This is a genomic window from Streptomyces sp. NPDC027672, assembly GCF_055566335.1.
On the sequence record NZ_JBVHSO010000003.1, the window covers coordinates 213,357 to 233,507 of the forward strand.

Annotated in this window: 17 protein-coding genes and 1 pseudogene; 9 read left to right on the plus strand and 9 right to left on the minus strand. The window is 73.8% G+C overall.

What is annotated here, in order from left to right:
• Nucleotides 1–2 precede the first annotated feature (2 nt).
• The 3 genes and pseudogenes from ACZ4SV_RS09265 to ACZ4SV_RS09275 form a co-directional block, all read right to left on the minus strand.
• Nucleotides 3–593 (minus strand): TetR/AcrR family transcriptional regulator, encoded by a 591-nt coding sequence (locus tag ACZ4SV_RS09265; RefSeq protein ID WP_468002787.1) that lies wholly within the window; start codon nucleotides 591–593, stop codon nucleotides 3–5.
• Between the two features lie 386 nt (nucleotides 594–979).
• Nucleotides 980–1,531, minus strand: a pseudogene (locus ACZ4SV_RS09270) (ATP-binding protein); the annotation flags it as partial.
• 626 nt (nucleotides 1,532–2,157) lie between these two features.
• Nucleotides 2,158–2,481, minus strand: coding sequence for a hypothetical protein (locus ACZ4SV_RS09275; RefSeq protein WP_365880539.1), 324 nt, complete (start codon nucleotides 2,479–2,481; stop codon nucleotides 2,158–2,160).
• A gap of 299 nt (nucleotides 2,482–2,780) precedes the next feature.
• On the opposite strand from ACZ4SV_RS09275, the gene cds1 reads away from it, so the two are divergent.
• From cds1 to ACZ4SV_RS09305, 6 genes are all read left to right on the plus strand, one after another.
• Nucleotides 2,781–3,905 carry an L-cysteine desulfhydrase Cds1 gene (cds1, locus tag ACZ4SV_RS09280; RefSeq protein WP_365880541.1) on the plus strand — a complete coding sequence of 375 codons (1,125 nt, stop codon included), beginning with the start codon at nucleotides 2,781–2,783 and terminating at the stop codon, nucleotides 3,903–3,905.
• 270 nt (nucleotides 3,906–4,175) lie between these two features.
• Nucleotides 4,176–5,378, plus strand: a complete 1,203-nt coding sequence (locus ACZ4SV_RS09285; RefSeq protein ID WP_468002790.1) for an ATP-binding protein — start codon at nucleotides 4,176–4,178, stop codon at nucleotides 5,376–5,378.
• A complete protein-coding gene (locus ACZ4SV_RS09290) occupies nucleotides 5,375–5,776 on the plus strand; it encodes a roadblock/LC7 domain-containing protein (protein WP_365880545.1) in 402 nt (133 codons plus the stop codon). The genes ACZ4SV_RS09285 and ACZ4SV_RS09290 overlap by 4 nt, the downstream gene beginning before the upstream one ends.
• Nucleotides 5,773–6,147, plus strand: a complete 375-nt coding sequence (locus tag ACZ4SV_RS09295; protein WP_365880547.1) for a DUF742 domain-containing protein — start codon at nucleotides 5,773–5,775, stop codon at nucleotides 6,145–6,147. Before ACZ4SV_RS09290 ends, ACZ4SV_RS09295 begins: the two co-directional genes overlap by 4 nt.
• Nucleotides 6,122–6,724, plus strand: coding sequence for a GTP-binding protein (locus tag ACZ4SV_RS09300; RefSeq protein WP_365880549.1), 603 nt, complete (start codon nucleotides 6,122–6,124; stop codon nucleotides 6,722–6,724). Before ACZ4SV_RS09295 ends, ACZ4SV_RS09300 begins: the two co-directional genes overlap by 26 nt.
• A gap of 53 nt (nucleotides 6,725–6,777) precedes the next feature.
• Nucleotides 6,778–8,121, plus strand: coding sequence for a cytochrome P450 family protein (locus ACZ4SV_RS09305; protein ID WP_468002793.1), 1,344 nt, complete (start codon nucleotides 6,778–6,780; stop codon nucleotides 8,119–8,121).
• 82 nt (nucleotides 8,122–8,203) lie between these two features.
• Here ACZ4SV_RS09305 and ACZ4SV_RS09310 read toward each other — a convergent pair whose 3' ends face one another.
• The gene (locus tag ACZ4SV_RS09310; RefSeq protein ID WP_365880553.1) at nucleotides 8,204–9,028 is read right to left on the minus strand and encodes a DeoR/GlpR family DNA-binding transcription regulator; all 825 of its coding nucleotides are present in this window, start codon (nucleotides 9,026–9,028) and stop codon (nucleotides 8,204–8,206) included.
• Nucleotides 9,029–9,292: 264 nt separating this feature from the next.
• Here ACZ4SV_RS09310 and ACZ4SV_RS09315 point away from each other — a divergent pair, with 264 nt between their 5' ends.
• Together ACZ4SV_RS09315 and ACZ4SV_RS09320 are read left to right on the plus strand one after the other, a co-directional pair.
• A complete protein-coding gene (locus ACZ4SV_RS09315; RefSeq protein WP_468002796.1) occupies nucleotides 9,293–11,836 on the plus strand; it encodes a hypothetical protein in 2,544 nt (847 codons plus the stop codon).
• A 169-nt stretch (nucleotides 11,837–12,005) separates the two neighbouring features.
• Nucleotides 12,006–12,434, plus strand: coding sequence for a nuclear transport factor 2 family protein (locus ACZ4SV_RS09320; RefSeq protein WP_397939375.1), 429 nt, complete (start codon nucleotides 12,006–12,008; stop codon nucleotides 12,432–12,434).
• 56 nt (nucleotides 12,435–12,490) lie between these two features.
• On the opposite strand, the gene ACZ4SV_RS09325 is transcribed toward ACZ4SV_RS09320, so the two are convergent.
• From ACZ4SV_RS09325 to ACZ4SV_RS09340, 4 genes are all read right to left on the minus strand, one after another.
• Nucleotides 12,491–14,929 (minus strand): right-handed parallel beta-helix repeat-containing protein, encoded by a 2,439-nt coding sequence (locus ACZ4SV_RS09325; RefSeq protein ID WP_468002798.1) that lies wholly within the window; start codon nucleotides 14,927–14,929, stop codon nucleotides 12,491–12,493.
• 204 nt (nucleotides 14,930–15,133) lie between these two features.
• A complete protein-coding gene (locus tag ACZ4SV_RS09330; RefSeq protein ID WP_468002800.1) occupies nucleotides 15,134–15,739 on the minus strand; it encodes an Rv1733c family protein in 606 nt (201 codons plus the stop codon).
• Nucleotides 15,740–15,907: 168 nt separating this feature from the next.
• Nucleotides 15,908–16,768: an MOSC domain-containing protein gene (locus ACZ4SV_RS09335; RefSeq protein WP_468002802.1), complete on the minus strand. Its 861-nt coding sequence runs from the start codon at nucleotides 16,766–16,768 to the stop codon at nucleotides 15,908–15,910.
• Between the two features lie 42 nt (nucleotides 16,769–16,810).
• Complete coding sequence (locus tag ACZ4SV_RS09340) at nucleotides 16,811–17,269, minus strand: DUF6643 family protein (RefSeq protein WP_468002804.1); 459 nt, start codon at nucleotides 17,267–17,269, stop codon at nucleotides 16,811–16,813.
• Nucleotides 17,270–17,579: 310 nt separating this feature from the next.
• On the opposite strand from ACZ4SV_RS09340, the gene ACZ4SV_RS09345 reads away from it, so the two are divergent.
• Nucleotides 17,580–18,854, plus strand: coding sequence for a TerD family protein (locus ACZ4SV_RS09345; protein ID WP_468003382.1), 1,275 nt, complete (start codon nucleotides 17,580–17,582; stop codon nucleotides 18,852–18,854).
• Between the two features lie 96 nt (nucleotides 18,855–18,950).
• On the opposite strand, the gene ACZ4SV_RS09350 is transcribed toward ACZ4SV_RS09345, so the two are convergent.
• Nucleotides 18,951–20,144: a glycosyltransferase gene (locus ACZ4SV_RS09350; protein WP_468002806.1), complete on the minus strand. Its 1,194-nt coding sequence runs from the start codon at nucleotides 20,142–20,144 to the stop codon at nucleotides 18,951–18,953.
• Between the last annotated feature and the right edge of the window lie 7 nt (nucleotides 20,145–20,151).

The following is a 20,151-nucleotide window of genomic DNA, read 5'->3' on the forward strand; positions in this document are numbered from 1 at the left end:
ACTCAGTTCTCCTGTCCGGGAGTCCGGGGGGCGAGCAGGGCGAGCAGACCGCGCACGCCGGCGTCGAAGGCGGCGGGGGAGCCGGACGCGCGGGCGAGAACGTAACCGCCCTGCACGGTGGCGAGGACGGCAGCGCCGATCTCCGCGCCGTCCAGCTCCGGTGCGAACTGCCCCTCGCGCTTGCCCTCTTCGACGATCTCGGCGATCCGGTCCCGGATCGCCGAGATCGTCGCATCGACCGGTGCGCGCAGGTCCTCGCTCGCGATCACGTCCGGATCCATGGTCAGCCGGCCGACCGGGCAGCCGCGCAGCACATCGCGCTCGCGCAGCAGATACGCCTGGATGCGCTCGTACGGCGTGCCGGGCCCGCCGAGCACGGCCTCGGCGGTGGCCCGGAGTTCCTCGGCGGTGCGCCGGATCGCCGCCAGGGCGAGGTCCGGCTTGCCCTTGAAGTGGTGGTACATGCTGCCCTGGCCGGCTCCGGCGCGCTCCAGGATCGCCTTCGGGCTGGTACCCACGTACCCGCGCTCCCACAGCAGCTCGCGGGCGGATTCGATCAGTCGTTCCGGGGTGCTCATGCAAGCACTGTACATACTAGTAGTTACAGGGCGCCAGTCCGCGCCGTCGCCGGGGCGGGATGGGGTGGGTGGGGGCACACGGGCATCCCGGGCTCCTCGCCAGGAGTCCGGGACGGAGAAGCGCGCCCGCAGGGTCAGCCGCGAACGGCCGACCCTGCGGGCGCGGGTGCCCCGACCGCAGGGGAGGCGGACCCTGCGGCGGGAGTCGGGGAGGCGGAACCCGTGGTGAGAGCCGGGGAAACAGGGCCTGCGCCGGGTGTCGGGGAAGCGGAGCCTGCGGTGGGAGCCGGGGAAGCGGGTTGCAACGTGGGCGCGACGGGAGGTCCGGCCGCCATCGCTGCCGCCCCGGCCACGCTCGCCGCGACGACCGTCTCGACCGGAGCACCGGCCCGACCGCCCACCGCCGCCCCGGCCCCGGCCGGTATCCCGGTCCCCGCGGCGGCGGAGACCTCCGTCGCCGCGCCCGCCGCGGCGGGCACCGGTGCCGTCGCCGGTCGTGCCGCGCTCCGCACGGTCACGACCGGATGGCTGCGCGCCGCCGCCGGAGCCGGCAGCGTGAACCACACGACCTTGCCGTTCTCGCCGTCCGGCCGCGCGCCCCAGCTCTCGCTCACCGCGGCCACCATCGCCAGACCCCGCCCGCAGGTGGCCAGCGGGGTGGCGTCCGGCGGATCCGCGGTGTCGACCGGCACCGGAAGGCGGGGGTCGTGGTCGCGCACCGAGACGGTGAGGCGGTCCGGCAGCAGCTCCAGCTCGACGGTGCACGACTTGTCGGGCCGCGCGTGCCGGTGGACGTTGCTCAGCAGCTCCGTCACGCCGAGCGCGGCCCGGTCGATCAACGAGTCCAGATGCCAGTAGCGCAACTGCGCAGATACGATTCTGCGGACCTGGCCGATCCGCGACGGCAGGGCTTGGAGCTCCACCGTGCAGTACCTGCTTGGATGACTGATCACGGCTGCGACTCCCCGATGTGAGGTCCGGAGGAACCGGAGGAACACGGAGAACAACGGATCCAGCAGGGTGCTTGCGTCCAAACGTCCGCCTGCTGTCCTGACCGGCGGGCTGGTTCGCAGCGTTATCGCCGGTAAACCCAGAGTGAAGTGAGACCAGCGTGACGCAGCGGGTGCGCTCCCGCAACTCGCCGCGACGGCGCGGTGACGATACGCGTCCGCGCCACGCCCGCCCACCGCCGAGGTCACGCCCGCCCGGCCGACCGTAGTGGCACCGGACCGACTGCGGTGGCACCGGACCGACCGCGATGGTGACGCGCCGACCGCACCGGCGCCGCACTGACCGGGGTGGCGCCGCACCGGTCGCCCATGCGCCGCATCGACCGCGATGGTGCCGCGCCGACCGCGGTGACGCCGCACCGACCGCGATGGCGACGCGCCGACTGCGACGGCGCCACACCGCTGCCGCCCCTGCACCGCACCGGCCACAACGGCACCGCGCCGCTGCCACGGCGGCGCCCCACCGCTGCCACGGCGGCGCCGCTTCCACGGCGATCCGCTTCGGCGCCCCACCGCGGCCACGGCGAAGCCGCTTCGCTCCGCCCCGCGCAGCCGCCGCGTTCCGCCGTTCAGCCGCCGCGTCCGGCCGCCCGGCGTACCGCTTCGACGAAGCGCCGTGCCGCGGGCGGCCCGGACCGGTCCGGCACCGGGTCCCGCTGGCCCAGGGTCAGCAGGTACCGCGTGCCGTTCAGGTCGGCCAGCGCCCGGTCGTCGGACACGAACCAGGGCGTGGAGGCGCGCACCGCCCGCAGCGGCGCGCTGTCGATCTCGCTGCCGTAGCTGGTGAGCAACTGGAGCCTGCCGTCGCTGATCCGGACCTGTCCGGCCCGGGTGAGCGAGCGCAGCCGTCTGCCGATCCGCACGCCTGTGGCCGTGAACTCCGGCTCCGCCATGTCTCGCCGCCCCCTCGCGGTGTTCCCGTGGTTGCGTGTGCGCCCCCGTTCGGGACGGACCGTCCCGTCGCGTGCAGTCTGCCTCCGTACGGCGTCGAGCACCAGTGCGCGCGGGCGGCGCACGACAGCCGTACGGAGCACCAGGACGGGTCCGGCCGGCTCGCACGTGCGTGCCCCAGCGGGTCTTTGGGACGCCCAAAGATGCGTTTATGCAGGTGGGAACGTGTGTGAAAGGTGCCTATGCTCGATCTGCCGGCCCGCGCCAGGCGCCGTCGGCGACCAGCGTAAGGAGCCCCGCCGTGAGCACCCCACCCCAGATCAGGACCGGCGCCACCCTCGATGTGGACCGCAGCGACCCCGCCTACCGCGACTGGCTGAAAGAAGCCGTTCGCAAGGTCCAGGCCGACGCCAACCGGTCGGCGGACACGCACCTGCTGCGCTTCCCGCTGCCCGAGCGGTGGGGTATCGACCTCTATTTGAAGGACGAGTCCACCCATCCCACCGGCAGCCTCAAGCACCGGCTGGCCCGCTCCCTGTTCCTGTACGGCCTGTGCAACGGCTGGATCCGGCCGGGCCGTCCGGTGATCGAGGCGTCCAGCGGTTCGACGGCGGTCTCCGAGGCGTACTTCGCGAAGCTGATCGGCGTACCGTTCATCGCGGTCATGCCGCGCACGACCAGCGCCGAGAAGTGCCGTCTCATCGAGTTCCACGGCGGCCGGTGCCACTTCGTGGACGACTCCCGGAAGATGTACGAGGAGTCCGCCCGGCTGGCGGCGGAGACCGGCGGCCACTACATGGACCAGTTCACCTACGCCGAGCGGGCCACGGACTGGCGGGGCAACAACAACATCGCCGAATCCATCTTCCGCCAACTGCGGCTGGAGCGGTTCCCGGAGCCGGCCTGGATCGTGGCCACGGCGGGCACCGGCGGCACCTCCGCGACCCTCGCCCGCTACGTCCACTACATGCAGTACGACACCCGGATCTGTGTCGCCGACCCGGACAACTCCTGTTTCTTCGCGGGCTGGACCACCGGCGACCCGGACGTCACCTGCGACTGCGGCTCACGGATCGAGGGCATCGGGCGGCCGCGTATGGAGCCCAGCTTCGTACCCGGCGCGATCGACCGGATGATGAAGGTGCCGGACGCGGCGAGCGTCGCCGCCGTGCGGGCGCTGGAGGCGGCCCTCGGCCGCAAGGCGGGCGGCTCCACGGGCACCGGCCTGTGGAGCGCGCTGAGGATCGTCGCGGAGATGGTGGCCGGGGGCCGTACCGGCAGCGTGGTCACCCTGCTGTGCGACCCGGGCGACCGGTACCTCGACAAGTACTACTCGGACGCGTGGCTCGCGGAGCAGGGCCTGGACGTCGCGCCGTACGCGGCGGCGATCGACGCGTTCCTGGCGACGGGGGCGTGGCCGGACTGAGGACGGGTACCGGACGGGCGTCCGGCCGGAAACGATCCGGTCACGTTCCGCCGTCGGCGCCGGCGCCCGACCGGCGGGTGACGAGGCTGTGTGGGTTTGGTGACGTCTCAAGTGGCGCTCTGGGCAAGCTGGTTGCCTGACTGCGGCTGATAAGATCATCGCACTTTTCAATGGACTGACGGCGTGTCATCAACGCGTCCGGGGGGCCAGTCTCGAAGGCACCATCGCGCTGCTCACATGTCCGGCGCGCTGCGACTTGAAGAGAGTCTCATGACGTCATTGTCCCGGGATCCACTGCTGTGGATCTTGCTGGTGGTGCTCGTCGCCGCGGTCCTCGCGGTGATGCGGGCCCGGAGAACCAACATGGCTCTCCGAAGAACGAGAAAGGAGCTGGAAGCCGGACTGGGCGAGGCCCGCGGCGACGCCGGCCGGCTGCACGCCCACGTCGCCGCGCTGACCGCGCAGCAGCAGCGCGACCTCGCCGACGTACGGGCGGACGCGGAGGCGGCGACCAAGGCCGTGCTGAAGTCCGCGATGGGCACGCTCCAGTCGCTGGCCGAAGAGCAGCAGGTGCTCCTCGACGACCTGCTGAAGAAGTACGGCGACACCACGGACGTCCTGGCCGACCTGATGACGATCGACCACACCGGCAGCCAGTTCAGCCGCCGCGCCAAGGGCATCTCCGTGCTCTGCGGCGGCTGGCTCGGCCGGCGCGACGGCTCCGCCACGGTCTACGACGTCGCCCGCAGCGCCCAGGGCCGGATCAAGGACTTCGACCGGGTCAGCGTCCACTCGCAGGTCAACGTCTCGCTCGCCGGCAAGGCGGTCGAACCGGTGGCCGTCGTCCTGGCCGAGCTGCTGGACAACGCCACGACCTACAGCGCGCCCGGAACACCGGTCGAGATCAACATCCAGAGCGTGCCGACCGGCGTGTGCTTCATCGTGGACGACGCCGGCCTCGGCATGGACCAGGAGACCAAGGACCGGGCGGCGGCCCTGCTGTCCGTGGACGGTCCCGTCGACATCACCGGTCTCGGCGACCCGCCGCGGTTCGGCTTCGCCGTGTGCGGCATGCTCGCCGCCCGCTACGGCTTCGCCGTCTCCGTCGGTTCCGTGTCCCCCTACGGCGGAGTGCGTGCAGTGATCCGTGTGCCCGAAAGCCTCCTCGCCGCCGAAGCCCCCGCCCCCGTGGCCGGCGCGCAGGACACCGCGGCCGTCGAGAGCGCGCCCCAGCGCCTGGCACCGGTCCCGGTCGTGGGCCCCTCGCACGTGGTGGGCACGACCTCGGGCGGGCTGCCCAAACGCCGTCGGCGCGGCGGCCCCGTCACCGTGGTCCCCGCCCTCGAAAGCACCGATCAGGAGGGGACGCCCGAACCGGCCAGCGAGGTGACGGCCTCGCGGCTCGGGGCGTTCGCCCGCGGCACACACCTCGGTCGCACCACGAACACCACGGAAGGATCTGACGACCAGTGAAGACCGACCTGTCCTGGGTGCTGAACGACGTGCTGGAGGTGCGTGGCGCCCGGCACGCGATCCTCGTCTCGGGCGACGGCCTGCTGCTGCAGCGCTCGGACGACATCGGGCGGGACGACGCCGAGACGAACGCGGCCGCGATGAGTTCCATGCAGTCGCTCAGCCGCGCCGTCGCGGGCTTCGTGGGGGCGGGACACGGCATCTGGAAGCAGACGCTGCTGGAGTACGACGGCGGCTGGATCTTCCTGATCGCCGCCGGCCAGGGCTCGTACCTCGCCGTCTCCGCCGCGCTGGACGTCGACATGGAGGCCATGTCCTTCCGCATGCAGAAGACGGTGTCCGCCCTGAGCAAGGCGATGAGTGTCGCGCCGCGCTCGGACCACGGTGCCGGCGCATGACGACACCCGGCGAGGAAGCCTCGGTCACCAGCGACTTCGTCCGCTCCTACGTCATCACCGGCGGCCGCACGCTGCCGGACGCGGACGAGCTGGCCCTGCACACCCTGGTCACGCTGGCTCCCGAGCGGACGCCTCCGCTCGGAGCCGGCCCCGAGGTGATGGCGATCTGGAACCTGTGCGCGGGCGGCTACCTGTCGGTCGCCGAGGTGGCCGGCCACGTGGGACTGCCGGTGGGCGTGGCCCGGCTGCTGCTGACCGATTTAGCGGAGCAAGGCCACCTGCTGCGCCGCGCCGAGCCGCCCCGGGCTCAGAACGTTGACAGAGCGACCCTGGAGAAGGTTCTGAATGGACTCCAATCCCTCATCGGCTGAGACGGCCCCTGGATCCATCTACGTCTCCAGCGCGGTGACCAACGCCGCCAAGATCCTGGTCGTCGGCCACTTCGCGGTGGGCAAGACGACCTTCATCGGCTCGCTGTCGGAGATCACTCCGCTGCGCACCGAGGAGAAGATGACCCAGGCGTCACTCCACGTGGACGACCTCAGGGGAGTGGCGGACAAGACCACCACCACCGTGGCCCTGGACTTCGGCCGTCTGACGCTGAGCGACGACCTCGTGCTGTACCTGTTCGGCACGCCCGGACAGCAGCGCTTCATGCAGCTCTGGGAGGACATGGCCCGCGGCGCGCTGGGCGCGCTGCTCCTGGTCGATCCCGCCCGGCTGGAGGAGACCTTCCCCGTCATCGACCTCATCGAGCGCTACGGCCTGGAGTACGCCATCGCGGTCAACAGCTTCGAGGCGGGCACGGCGTACGCGGAGGCGGAGGTGCGCGAGGCCCTCGACCTCCTCCCGGACACCCCCGTCGTCTACTGCGACGCCCGTGACCGGCAGTCCTCCGCCCGCGCGCTGATCGCGCTCGTGCGGCATCTGCTCGCCCGAGCCGCCTGACACCCCCGTTCGCCCGGACCCCTCGGCCCGGAGCCACCAGAAGGAACACCCCCATGGACCGCCAGTCAGCCCCCGCCGGGGCCAGATGCCCCCTGTACGACCCCGAGTTCGCCGCCGACCCGCAGCAGGTCTACGACCGGCTGCGCGCCCAGGGCCCGGCCGGACCGGTGGAACTCGCGCCCGGCGTCGACGCCACCCTGGTCGTCGGCCACGAGATGGCGCTGCGCGTGCTGCAGAACACCACGCTCTTCGCCCGGGACGCCCGCCGCTGGAAGGCGCTCAACGAAGGACGGATCGGGCCGGACAACCCGGTGCTGCCGATGATGGCGTACCGGCCCAACTGCCTGTTCACCGACGGCGCCGTGCACCTGCGGCTGCGCAAGGCCGTCACGGAGAGCCTCGCCCGGCTGAACATGACCCGGGTCCGCCGCGACGTCGAGCCCCTCGCCGACTACCTCATCGACCAGTTCAGCGAGCGCGGCCGGGCCGACCTCCTCAACGACTACGCCAAGCTGCTGCCGCTGCTGCTGTTCAACAAGCTCTTCGGCTGCCCCGCCGACATCGGCGACACCCTCACCAGCGCCATGTCGGCGATGTTCGACGGCAACGACGCCCAGCGCGCCAACGAGGACATCTCCGCCTGCCTCATGGAGCTGATCGCCCTCAAGCGGCGCCGGCCCGGCGACGACGTCACCTCCTGGCTGATCCAGCACCCCGCCGGACTGACCGACGAGGAACTCAAGGACCAGCTCGTCATCCTCATCGGCGCCGGCGTCGAACCCGAGCGCAACCTGATCGGCAGCGCGCTGCTCCTGCTGCTGTCACCCGGCGCGACCGGACGCGACTCCGGGATGCTGATCGAGGAGGCGATCGACCATGTGCTGTGGAACCAGACGCCCATCGCCAACTACGCCACCCACTACCCGGTCCAGGACGTGGACCTCGGCGGAGTGGTGGCCGAGGCGGGCACCCCGGTCGTGATCAGCTTCGCCGCCGCCAACAGCGATCCCGCGCTGGCCGAGGCCCGCCGGACCCACAGCAAGGGCGCCCACCTGGGCTGGGGAGCCGGCCCGCACGCATGCCCGGCCAAGGACCCGGCGCAGGTCATCGCCGTCACCGCGGTCGAGAAGATCCTCAACGCGCTGCCCGACCTGACCCTGGCCGCCCACGAGAAGGAACTCCAGTGGCGGCCGGGCCCGTTCCACCGGGCGCTGGTCGCGCTGCCCGTGACCTTCAGCCCCACCCCGGCCACCCGGATGACCTCCGCGCTGCGCGGCCGTGGCGTCCCGGCCGCCGGGGAGCAGCCGCCGCCCACCGCGCCGGCGTCCGCCGCCCGCCAGGAATCCGCCAGGAAGAAGGGCTTCTGGAGCAGCTTCCTCGACATCTTCCGGGTCTGACGCGCCTGCCCCGGGTCCCGGCGCCGGTCACGGAGTGGGCCCCCACTCCCCGGCCGGCGCACGGCCGCGCTCCGACGGCCCGTCAGGCGCCCTCTTCCTCCGGCTCGCCCGCCACGATCACCCGCAGTTGCTCGGAGATCTCCGCGCGCGCCTCGGCGGGCACCCCCGCGTCGGTCACCAGCGTGTCCACCTGGTCCAGCGTGGCGAAGGAACTCAGGCCCACCGTGCCCCACTTGGTGTGGTCGGCGACCACCACGACCCGGCGCGCGGAGTGCACCAGACGCCGGTTGGTCTCGGCCTCCGCGAGGTTCGGCGTGGACAGACCGGCCTCCAGCGATATGCCGTGCACGCCCAGGAAGAGCAGGTCGAAGTGGAGCGCGGCGATCGCCTGATCGGCCACCGGTCCCACCAGCGAGTCCGACGGAGTGCGCACCCCGCCGGTCAGCACCACCGTGGCCGCCCCCTGCCGCTGCCCCGAGGTGCGCTGCGCCGCGTGGAAGACGTCCGCGACCCGCACCGAGTTCGTCACCACGGTCAGGTCGGGCACCTCCAGCAGATGCCGCGCGAGCGCGTACGTCGTCGTACCGCCGGACAGGGCGATCGCCGCGCCCGGGGCCACCAGGCGGGCCGCGGCGCGCGCGATCTCCTCCTTGGCGGTCGGCTCCAGCCCCGACTTCGCCTCGAACCCCGGCTCGTGCGTGCTCGCCTCGACCACCGGCACCGCACCGCCGTGCACCTTCTCCAGCATCCCCTGGCGGGCGAGCGCGTCCAGGTCGCGGCGGACGGTCATGTCCGAGACGCCCAGCTTGCGGGTCAGTTCGTTGACCCGTACCCCGCCCCGGCGCCGGACCTCGTCCAGGATCAGGGCGCGGCGCTGCTCCGCGAGGAGGTTCTGATTCTCGCTCACGTACGCTCCGGTCCTTTCGCCGCCAACCGATCCGACACGCCCGGCGCACCGGCTCCCACCAGGAACGTCCACCCGTCGGGCGGTGCGCGGGCGTCCCATCTTTCCACGGCGCCGCCCCGGACGCGTCACCGCCCGCCGGACCGTCCGCCGTGACCCGCGTTCGAGGAGATTCCGTGACGACGGGTGCGCGCGGCCCCCGGACCGGAGATCCTGACACCCGCACCACACAAGACGTCGGGGCGTCACGGGGGATGTGCGAGAACAGTGGAACGCGCGCAGGACCGCCCAGCGGGGCGGCACGGGGACCGGTCCGCAGACCACCGGCGGCACGAGGGCCGGCCCGGGGACGGCCATGAGGGGTACGGAGGCCACGGGGACCACGCGGGCGAGGTGGACCGTACGGCCGGGCGGCCGGGGCGGTCGGAGACCGATCTGGAACTGCTGGTGCACGGAGTCGGCGGCACCACGCCCGACGCCATGCTCGGCGACCCGCGCACGGTCCGGGTCGCGGGCGACGACACCGCCGCCGTCTTCCGGCGCACCGCGGACGCCGAGGACCCCAAGGACGCCGGAGACACCAAGGACGCCGGGGGCGCCCCGGCCGGGCGGGAGTCCCGCGACGGCCCGGTGCAGGAGGCGTACGTCTGGTGCAACCTCACCTCCGGTGACGGCAGCCGCGCGCTGTGGCTGTTGCTGCTGCCGTTCATGGTCGTCAACCTGGCCCACTGGATGCGTCCCGCCGCCTCGGGCCGGCCCCGCACCGTCCGGCTCTACGGCCTCCTGGTACGGCTGGCCGCCCTCACCCTGACCGTGCTCCTGGTCGCCGCCGTCTGCGAGGTCGCCCTGGACCTGGTGGCCTGGCAGTGCGCGGGCGTCCCGGCGTGCGCCCGCCGCCACTCCTGGCTGGGCTTCCTGGCACCCGCGGCCCCCGGCGCACCCGCCGGGTCCGGCGGCTGGTGGAGCGCGCCGGGCCGCCGGCTGGCCCTCGCCGCGGTGCTGCCGGTCGCGCTGACCGCGCTGCTGTGGTACCTCTCGCACCGCACCTGGGCCGCCTACGAGTCCCAGCAGCCGGTGTCCGCACCGGAACCCGGCCCGGACCCCGACGCGCCCGGCCCGGACCCCGACGCATCCGCGCCGGACCCCGACGCCTCCGGGTCGGACCCGCACGTCAGTGCGCTGGCCCGGCCCGGCTTCTGGTACGGGCGCCGGCTGGTCTCCCGGCTGCGCGCGGCCCACACCGCGGCGGGACTGCTCACGGTGGCCGCGGCCGTCACCACCCCGGCCGCCCGCTTCGATCACCGGCCCGGCGGCCCCGAGATACTGGACGCCCTCGGCTGGGCCCTGACCGCGGCCCTGCTCGGCTGGGCGCTGGTGGTGGTCTGGGTGGTCTGCCGCCGGGGCCGCAGCGAGCACCGGCTCGACCAGCGCCTCGACCGGCACCTCGTCCGCTCCCTCAAACTGGGCGCGCTCGCCCTGCTGCTGCTCGCCGCGGTCTACGCCGGCTGGTCCCGGCCCGGCTGGCGGTCCACCGGCCGGCTGCCCGGCGACCCGGCCTTCGGCGCCCTCATGCTGGCCCAGGTCCTGCTCGTCGTCGCCCTCGCCGTCGTCGCCCGGCTGCTGTACCGGCGCCGCCCCGACGCGCGCGCCGGGATGCGGGGCCTCGGCGGACCCGCCGTCGCCCTGCTCGCCTGCGCGCTGGGCGGGGTCATGTCCGGCGGTCTCGCCCAGCGCGTCGCCGACTGGCTGGACGGCACCCGCTCCCTGCTCACCGGACCGCCCGTGCTGCTGACCTGGCAGGCGTCCGCCATCCCGCTGTTCCTCGCGGTGCTGCTGCTCCTGGCCGCCCGGCTCGCCGCGCGCACCGCCCGGCTCGCCCGCGCCGAACGCGCCCGCGTGCGCCGCGAGCACCCCGGCGAACCCGAGGACCCGTCCCGCACCCGCGCCATCGCGCACGCCCGCGCCATGGCCACCCTCACCGACCGGATGCCCCTCGTCGTCGGCGTCCTGACCGCCACCACCCTCCTGCTCGGCGCCTTCTCCCTGGCCGGCGCCCTGAGCACCGGCGAGACGCCCGACGGCGCGGCCGACCGCACCCCCCACCTCGTGCGGGCCCTGGCCGAGACCTCCCAGGCGCTGGGATCCTGGCTGGTCGGGGTCGGCTTCCTGCTCTTCGTGACCTGGGGCAGGCGGGCCTACAAGGACACCTCGGCCCGGCGCACCATCGGCATCCTGTGGGACGTCGGCACCTTCTGGCCGCGCGCCGCCCACCCCTTCGCGCCGCCCTGCTACGCCGAGCGCGCGGTGCCGGACCTGACCTGGCGCATGATCACCTGGACCCGGCGCACCGGAGGCCGGCTGGTGCTGTCCGGGCACTCCCAGGGCAGCGTCCTCGCCGCCGCGGCGGCCTGGCAGCTCCCGCCGTCCGTGCGCGCCCGGGTCGCCCTGCTCACCTACGGCTCCCCGCTGGAACGCCTGTACGGCCGCTGGTTCCCGGCGCACTTCGGCCCGCCGGCGCTCGCCGCCCTGCACCGCGACATCGCCTGCTGGCGCAACCTCTACCGCCGCACCGACCCCATCGGCGGCCCGGTCCACGTGTCCGACGGCACCACGCCGGACGTCGACCACGAGCCCCTGCCCGACCCGCGCGGCTACGGCCGCACCTCCGACCACCCGCTCCCGGCCCCGATCCTCGGCCACTCCGCCTATCCGTCGGACCCCGTCTTCACCCGCGAACGCGCACGCCTCCTCACCCGCCTGCGCCCCGGCCTCCCCGGCCAGCGCCCGGACCCCGGCCGGCCGGATTCCTGACCGGCCGGGCTCCTGACGGACCGGATTCCCGGCCGGCGGCGGGAGCGGGGCGGGAGCGGGACGAGAAAGGAAAGTCGGCTAATCAAGTTTTACTAGTCGCGTAGGGCGGTATACGCTCTCAGCGCGCGCCACTAGACAAACTTGACTAGCAAGCCCCGAAGGAGCCCGCATGACCCACCTGCCCGACACTGGATACACCCCGACGGCCGAGGACCGCGCCGGCCTGGACGCCTGGTTCGCGGAGTACGACGCGGCGAGCGGCCGGCGTGACGTCCCGCGGATGGCGGACATGGCGGTGTTCCCGCTCAACCTCGTCAGCGACGACTCCGCGGGCGACGGCCGGGCGGCGCAGTGGGACCGCGAGCGGTTCCTCGCGACCATGAGCGGGGTGATGGGCGAAGGGGACCAGGACATCACCTTCGAGTCCACCCGGACACCGGTGTTCCTGTCCTCCTCCATGGCCGTGGTCTTCACGGACTCCACCATGACCGCCGACGGCCACTCCCAGCGGCTCCGTTACGCCGACATCCTGCTCAGGCGGGACGGCGAGTGGGCGTTCCAGACCATGATCCAGCCCGGCTGGGGAGACAACCTGTAGCACCGGCGAACGGCCCGGGACATCCGTTCCCGGGCCGCTCGGGCCGCTCGGGCCGCTCAGGGCAGCTCCGGCAGATCCTCCGCGTACAGCAGGGACAGGTCGTCGGTGCTGGGGTCGGGGAGCTGGGCGACGCGGCTGGCGTGCCGCTCCACCATCGCCTCGAACGTCTGCCGGGCCGTACGGCCGTTGCCGAACGCCGGACCCTTCGGCAGCGCCGTGAAGTACTTCAGCAGCGCCTCGGACGCGCCCGGCGCCAGCCGGTACTCGTGCTCGTCGGCCTGCTGCTCCACGATCCGCAGCAGTTCCTCGGGGCCGTAGTCGCCGAAGGTGATGGTGCGGGAGAAGCGGGACGCCACACCCGGGTTGACGGAGAGGAAACGCTCCATCTCCGCGGTGTACCCGGCGACGATCACCACCACCGCGTCCCGGTGGTCCTCCATCAGCTTCACGAGCGTGTCGATGGCCTCCTTGCCGAAGTCCCGCCCGGCGTCCTCCGGGGAGAGCGCGTACGCCTCGTCGACGAACAGCACACCGCCACGGGCCCGTTCGAAGGCGTCCTGGGTGCGGATCGCCGTGGAACCGATGTGCTCCCCGACCAGGTCGACCCGGGACACCTCGACCAAGTGGCCCTTCTCCAGCACGCCCAGCGAGGCGAGGATCTCGCCGTACAGCCGGGCGACCGTCGTCTTGCCGGTGCCCGGAGAGCCGGTGAAGACCAGATGCCGCTTGACCGAGGCGGCCTTCAGGCCGGCCAACTGCCGGCGCCGGCCCACCTCGATCATGTCGGTCAGCGCCCGCACCTCGCGCTTGACGCTCTCCAGGCCCACCAGCGCGTCCAGTTCGCCGAGCACGTCCTTCGACGTCCGCGCCGGCGGCACCGGCTCCACGGTGCCGGCGGACGGTTGCGGCTCCGCCGCCCGCTGCCCCGGGAACGCGCCCAGCAGACCGCCGGCCGGCGGCACCGTCTGCACGGCCGGCTCCGGCAGCGCGGGCGTCCGGGGCCCGCCGCTCTCGTCGCTGGTGCAGTCCTCCGCGACCGGACCCGTGCCGGAGCCCGCGTCCGGACCGCCGTCGGCGAACTCGTACCCCCCGCGCGCGCACCGCTCCGTACGGCATCTGCGCAGGGTGGTGCGGCAGCCGTCGATGATGTGGAAGCCGTAGCCGCCGCTGCCGGTGACCCGGCAGTGCAGGAAGCTGCCCCGGCCGCCCGCGGAGACGTAGAAACCGGCCTCGGCGGGCGAGTCGACCGTGCACCGCTCGACGGTCGGGTCGGCGCCCTTGGTGACGATCACCCCGGTCTGCGTGCCGTCCAGCGTGCAGTTGTTGAGCGTGCCGCCGCTGCCGTGGTCGCGGAACCAGGCGCCGGTGGCCGCGTCCCTGATCCGGCAGTCGTCCAACTGCGCGGTCGCCCCGTCGCTCACCGACACGGCCGTGTTGCGCACCTGGGACAGGTCGCTGTCGACGACGTCCGCGCGGGAACCGCGGTCCAGGACGAACAGCGCGTCCGGCACGTCGTGCACCCGGCAGGAGTCGAGCACGGCGGTGGCCCCGTCGCTCACCCACACCGCCGGATAGTCACCGGTGCTGTCGAAGATCTCGCACTGGTTGGCGTCCACCCGGGTCCCCGGGTCCCACACCGACAGGCCGTTGCGCCCGAACCGGCGGACCGTCGTCCGGGTCAGCGTCAGCACCGAGCGCGAGCGCAGGTCGACCGCGTTCTCCGGGATGTCGTGCAGGCGGCAGTCGGCAAGGGTGAGCACCGCGTCGGTGTCCAGGGTGATCCCGTCGGCGGTGGTGCGGTGCACATCGCAGTCGGTCAGATGCGCGGTCGCCCGCTGGGTGACCTGCACCCCGGAGCCGCGCACCTCGTAGATCTCGCAGCCCACCGCCTCCAGCGCCGAGTTCTCGCCGGTCGCGGTGATCCCGGTGCCGGAGGCGTGGTGCACCCGGCAGCGCTCCAAACGCGGATGGGCGCCGCCGCGGACCGCCACGCCCGCCTGCCCGGCCGCGACGACCTCACAGTCCTCGAACACCCCGCCGGCGCCGTCGAGCACGGCGATGCCGACACCGGCCGGATTGTCGACGGTGCACCGGCGCACGGTCGGACGGGCCCCGCCGCGCACCTCGATGCCGACGGCGGACCGCGTGACGATCCGCACGTCCATCAGCTCGGGCGTGCCGTCCTCCACCAGCAGCGCGGGCGCCGCCGCGTCCTGGCCCTCCACGTGCACGTCCTGCACCACGGCCGAGGCCCGCACGGTGAGCGGCACCCCGTCCGGGGGCGCGATCCGCACCGAGCCGGCCGAGCCCTCGGACCCGCGCAGGGTCACCGCCCGCTGGACGACGAGGTTCTCCCGGTAGGTGCCGGGGGCGATGGTGAGGACGTCGCCGTCGGCGGCGGCCTCCAGGGCGGCGGCGAGCGAAGCGTACTCACCCGTGCGGCGCCGCCACCGCGATGTACCGGTGTGCGTCACCTGGACCGTGCCCTGTGCCATGGCGTTGCTGTGCCCCCACCTCGTCGTCCTGATGGCTCGCCGCCCGTCGGCGCGCTGCCGCCGGTGTCCGGACCGCGGCCCTGCCCGGACCGCGACCGTGCCCGCCCGCGGGCGTGAGCGCGTTCGCGGGCCGGCGCCGACAGCGCTTCGGCCGGTCCACCGTAGCGCGTGCGTGCGGCCCGGCCGACCACGGCCGCGGGACCGTCAGCAGCCGGTGCCCGCCTTGCCCCAGTCCGGGCCCGCCCGCTCCCACGCCTGGTCCCAGCGCGCGTACCGCCTGCGGACCAGGCGCCACACGGTCAGCCGCCTGCCGGTCTCGACCAGGGCCGCGGTCAGCAGGGCCGCGCCGAGCCCCGCGAGCACGGCGTGGGTCATCGCCGTCGCGGAGTCCAGCGGGCGGGTCGTTATCCGGCCGCTCGGGTCGGTCCAGAGCCGGAAACGGTCGCCCCGGTGCGGCGACTTCAGGTCCGAGAGGACCTGGCCGTGCCGCGCGGTGCCGTCCGGCCCGGTCCAGTACGCCAGCACCCGGCTGCGGGTCGTGCTCCCGGAGGCCGTCTCGGGGTCGACCTCCGGCAGCGCGCCGCCCGACTGCCGGACCACGGTGGCCGTGACGAGCCGGCGCGCGTGCTGCTGCTGCCGCGCCGACCGCTGCAGCGAGTCCTGGGCGGCGGACCCGGCCAGCCAGCCCGTCACCGGCGCGACCACGGCGATCAGTAGCAGCGCGACGAGGGCCGTCCACGCCTCGGCCAGATCGGTCGCACGGCGCAGCGGATTGCGCCGCCAGCGCCACAGCCCACTGAGGGCCCGCATGTCCCCACCCCCTTCCGGTCCGTCACCACCCCGCGGCGGCGCTCGTCCCGGACCGGACCGGGAGCAAGCGGCGTCATCCCCGCCGTGGTGACCGACGCACGCGGCCTCCCACGCATTGCTCACCGTCCCAACGACCGGGACCGCGCCCCGGGTTCCCGGCCCGGCGCATCAGGACCGGCCGGCCGCCAGGGCGTCGCTCTCGGCGGCGTCGAGCACGCGCACCGGGTCGCCGACGGTGAGGGTGCCGGGGGAGAGGGGGACGACGTTCAGCCCGAACAGCAGCCTGCCGCCGGTGCGGCGGTGGCGTGCCAGGGTGTGCAGCGGTTCCCGGCCGCGCGCCGCGGTGTCCTGGTCGGTGGTGGTCACGACGCACCGGCCGCTCGGCCGGGCCGCCCGGAAGACCACCCCGCCGACGGAGATCCGTCTCCAGCGGTCCTCGGCCCAGGGCTCGGTGCCGGCGACGACGACGTTGGGCCGGAACCGGTTCATGGGCAGCGGGCCCTCGTGGGCGTACGGCCCGGCGGCTATCAGGGAGTTCAGCGCGTCGAGCGAGGCGGCCGTGGTGACCAGCAGCGGATAGCCGTCGGCGAAACTCACCGTCTCACCGGGCAGGGCGTACTCCGGGTCGACCGGGCGGCGGACGGCCGGGTCGTCCATGTGGACCAGGCGGACCTCGGCGCCCAGGAAAGCGCCGCACCAGGCGTGCGCGGCCGCGGCGGCCGGGACGCCCGCCACCTCCGTGCCGAACACGTGCACCGGCACGGTCTCCGCCGGCTCCGGCACCTCGACCGTCAGCGGCTCGCGGCCGGGCGCGGACAGCCGGACGCCGCCGCCGGCCAGAGGCTCGGCGGCGGCCAGCGCGAGGCGCGGCTGCTCGCGCTGTGTGACGACCTTTCCCCCGTTGTCGATCAGCGTCCAGCGCCGGTCACCGGCCAGGCCCCAGGGCTCCACCACGGCCGTCCGGGGCGACACCCCCCGCAACGCCTTGACCGGATGGACGTGGATCGACTGCACCGTGGCGTTTCCCATGCCGTCCATCGTGCCAGGCGGCACCGACAGCCGGGACGCGCCTCAGTAGCCGCGGTACTGCTGGTTGTTGTACGGGTCCTGGTAGGGAGCCGGCGCGGGCCGCGGCGCGGCCGGACGCATGGCCTCGTACCCGGCGCCCTGCGCCGTCGGCCGCTGCTGCTGCTGTGGGGCCTGCGGGCCGGGATAGCCGCGCGGGGCGCTCGCCTGCTGCGGGATGTACGCCGTGGGAGCCTGGTGCATCGCATGCACCGGTGTGGGCTGCTGGGTCTGCGGGTAGCCGTAGCCGTAGGCGGGCGGCTGCTGGGGTGCCGGGGCCGCCGGGAGGGCGGGCAGTGCCGACGGCAGGGCGGGCAGGCCGCTGCCCGTGTCGTAGGCGGCGGGGACCCGGATCGGGGCGATCTGCGGAGTGCCACGCTCGGCCACGAGCGAGTCGTAGATCGGGGTGTCCGGGAAGGAGGCGGAGTAGTAGCCGCCACCATAAGTGGAGCGGGGGGAGGTCATGGCACATAAGTTAAGCCCACGATGTGCTGGTTGGGGAGACCGATAAGACGGTTGTTTTCCGTGTCGTCGGGAGCCTGGTATCCCCAATCCGAGCGAACGCGGCAAAAAGGGACGCCAGGCAACGTTTGGATCGTGTAAAGGCCGAGTTCCTCCCGGGTTACCGGCGGTTGGCCGCCGATCTTCCTGTGCCGCTGCCGGACGCGCGCCGTCCCCGGGAATAGGTTGTGCGGGTAGGGACGGCACGGGCCCGCCACGGCCCGCGCCGGCAGGCGAACCCGCGAGCCGATACGCGATGGGGGCGGACATGTCCATGCCGAAAGGATCGAACACACCGGTGCCGGCCGCGGCGCTGCGCGTCGAAGTGAGCCGGGGCTCCGGACCCGGGGTGCCGGACGCCGACGCCTCGGCGCTGCTGCTCGTCTCCGGAAAGGTGCGCTCCGACGCGGACTTCGTCTTCTACAACCAGCCCGTCCACCCCTCCGGCGCGGTGCGCCACGAGGGCAAGCGGACGGCCGGCGGACGGGTCACCGAGACCCTGCTGGCCGACCTCCCGCGCGTGGAGGGCGCCATCGACCGGATCGTCCTCGCCGCCTCCGCCGACGGCGGCACGTTCGGACAGGTCCCGGACCTCCGCATCGAGGTGACCGACACCGCCTCCGGCCAGGTGGTCGCCCGCTTCGACAGCACCGGCGCCACGGTGGAGACGGCCTACGTGCTCGGCGAGTTCTACCGTCGCCAGGGCGGCTGGAAGTTCCGCGCCGTCGGCCAGGGCTACGACAGCGGGCTCGAGGGACTGGCCACGGACTTCGGCATCACCGTGGACGAACCCCAGCACGCCGCACCACCGCCGGCCCCGGCCACCCCGCCGCCTCCCGCCGCCGCGCCGGCCCCGCCGAGCGCCGCGACCGCGTCCGCCCCACCGCCCCCTACGGTCCCGCCCGCCCCCGCCGCCCAGCCGGTCCGTCTGTCCAAGGTCACGCTGACGAAGGCGGCCCCGTCCGTCTCCCTGACCAAACAGGGCGGCACCTCCGGCGCGATGCGGGTGAACCTCAACTGGCAGTCCCGCACGCAGTCCACGGGCTGGGCCAGCCGCTGGGGCGGCCGGGGCAACGTCGACCTCGACCTGTGCGCCCTGTACGAACTCGCCGACGGCCGCAAGGGAGTCGTACAGGCCCTCGGCAACGCCTTCGGCTCGCTGAGCCGGCCGCCGTACATCCATCTCGACGGCGACGACCGCACCGGAGCCGTGGCGAGCGGCGAGAACCTCACCATCAACCTCGACCACCGGGACGACTTCCGGCGCATCCTCGTCTTCGTCACCGTCTACGAAGGCGCCCGCTCGTTCGCCGACCTGAACGCCACCGTCACCCTCCAGCCGCAGCACGGCGCGCCCATCGAGTTCTCCCTGGACGAGTGCACCGTCGCCTCCCCGGTCTGCGCCCTCGCCCTGATCACCCACACCGGCGACGACCTCGTCGTCCGGCGCGAGGCGCGCTATCTGGTACCGGAACGCGGATCGAGCCCGCAGCGGACCATAGACCGCGCCTACGGCTGGGGCATGAACTGGACACCGGGCCGCAAGTGACCGGGCCGGTCCGGCCGTGAGCCGGGGGGCGGTCGGGGCCGGACGTGAGCCGGGAGGTGACCCGGCCGGGCGTGAGCCGGTCGTGCGCGGCCGGGCTCAGCCCTCCTCGGGCACGGCGTCCGGGCGGGCGTAGGTGCGGCCCTTCCACGCCGCCCCGCGCCCCCGGTAGTGCTGCACGGCGGAGTCCACCGTCATCAGCAGGTACAGGAACGCGGTGAACGGCAGCAGCGGGGCGAGCCACCACGGCTGCCGGTAGTAGCGCAGCATCGGCAGATACGTGCCGGCCAGCACCGCCCACGCCACCGCCCCGACGAGCGCGGTCGCCGTACCGCCGCCGGCCGCGCCCACGGCCACGGCGGCCGGCGGCACCAGGTACACCAGCGCCAGCCCGGCGACCGTGCCGAGCAGCAGCAGGGGGTTGTGCCGAAGCTGGGCGTAGGCGCTGCGCGAGACCATCCGCCACAGGTCGCGCAGGTGCGGATAAGGGCGCACGCTGTCCACCCGGTCGGCCAGCCCCAGCCAGACCCGGCCGCCCGAGCCCTTCACCGCGCGGGCGAGCGCCACGTCGTCGATGACGGCGTGCCGGATGGCGTCGGGGATGCGCGCCTGCCGCCCCATGTCCGCGCGCAGCAGCACACAGCCGCCCGCCGCCGCGGCCGTGCGCGAACCCGCGCGGCCGATCCACCGGAAGGGATACAACTGCGCGAAGAAGTACACGAACGCCGGCACCACCAGCCGCTCCCACCGGCTCGCCACCCGCAGCCGCGCCATCTGCGACACGACGTCGAAGCCGCCGGTGCGGGCCGCCGCCACCAGCTCGCGCAGACTGTCCGGCGCGTGCGCGATGTCCGCGTCCGTCAGCAGCAGGTACTCGGGGTCCCGCGCGCGTGCCAGCCCGATGCCGTACCGCACCGCCCACAGCTTGCCCGTCCAGCCCGCCGGCGGCTCACCGGGCGACGCCACCGTCAGCGGCAGCCCGCCGTGCCGCCGGGACAGCTCCCGGGCCAGCTCCCCGGTGCCGTCCGTGCTGCCGTCGTCCACCAGGAAGACCTCGGCTCGCCCCGGATAGTCCTGCGCCAGCAGCGACGGCAGGCTGGCGGGCAGCACGCCGGCCTCGTCCCGGGCCGGTACGACCACACAGACCGGGGGCCACTCGTCCGGCTCCCGGCGCGGCGGCAGACGGACGTCCGTACGCCAGAAGAAGCCCTGGCCCAGCAGCAGCCAGCTCCAGGCGGCCAGCGATACGACAGTGATCCACAGGAAGGCGCTCACGGCCGAAGTCTGCCCCACCCGAACG

Excerpts from the sequence above, each read along its gene's own strand:
- ACZ4SV_RS09265 (WP_468002787.1), bottom strand. The coding sequence starts at position 593 with ATGTACAGTGCTTGCATGAGCACCCCGGAACGACTGATCGAATCCGCC.
- ACZ4SV_RS09275 (WP_365880539.1), bottom strand. The coding sequence starts at position 2,481 with ATGGCGGAGCCGGAGTTCACGGCCACAGGCGTGCGGATCGGCAGACGG.
- ACZ4SV_RS09285 (WP_468002790.1), top strand. The coding sequence starts at position 4,176 with ATGACGTCATTGTCCCGGGATCCACTGCTGTGGATCTTGCTGGTGGTG.
- ACZ4SV_RS09295 (WP_365880547.1), top strand. The coding sequence starts at position 5,773 with ATGACGACACCCGGCGAGGAAGCCTCGGTCACCAGCGACTTCGTCCGC.
- ACZ4SV_RS09300 (WP_365880549.1), top strand. The coding sequence starts at position 6,122 with ATGGACTCCAATCCCTCATCGGCTGAGACGGCCCCTGGATCCATCTAC.
- ACZ4SV_RS09305 (WP_468002793.1), top strand. The coding sequence starts at position 6,778 with ATGGACCGCCAGTCAGCCCCCGCCGGGGCCAGATGCCCCCTGTACGAC.
- ACZ4SV_RS09320 (WP_397939375.1), top strand. The coding sequence starts at position 12,006 with ATGACCCACCTGCCCGACACTGGATACACCCCGACGGCCGAGGACCGC.
- ACZ4SV_RS09325 (WP_468002798.1), bottom strand. The coding sequence starts at position 14,929 with ATGGCACAGGGCACGGTCCAGGTGACGCACACCGGTACATCGCGGTGG.
- ACZ4SV_RS09330 (WP_468002800.1), bottom strand. The coding sequence starts at position 15,739 with ATGCGGGCCCTCAGTGGGCTGTGGCGCTGGCGGCGCAATCCGCTGCGC.
- ACZ4SV_RS09335 (WP_468002802.1), bottom strand. The coding sequence starts at position 16,768 with ATGGGAAACGCCACGGTGCAGTCGATCCACGTCCATCCGGTCAAGGCG.
- ACZ4SV_RS09340 (WP_468002804.1), bottom strand. The coding sequence starts at position 17,269 with ATGACCTCCCCCCGCTCCACTTATGGTGGCGGCTACTACTCCGCCTCC.
- ACZ4SV_RS09345 (WP_468003382.1), top strand. The coding sequence starts at position 17,580 with ATGCCGAAAGGATCGAACACACCGGTGCCGGCCGCGGCGCTGCGCGTC.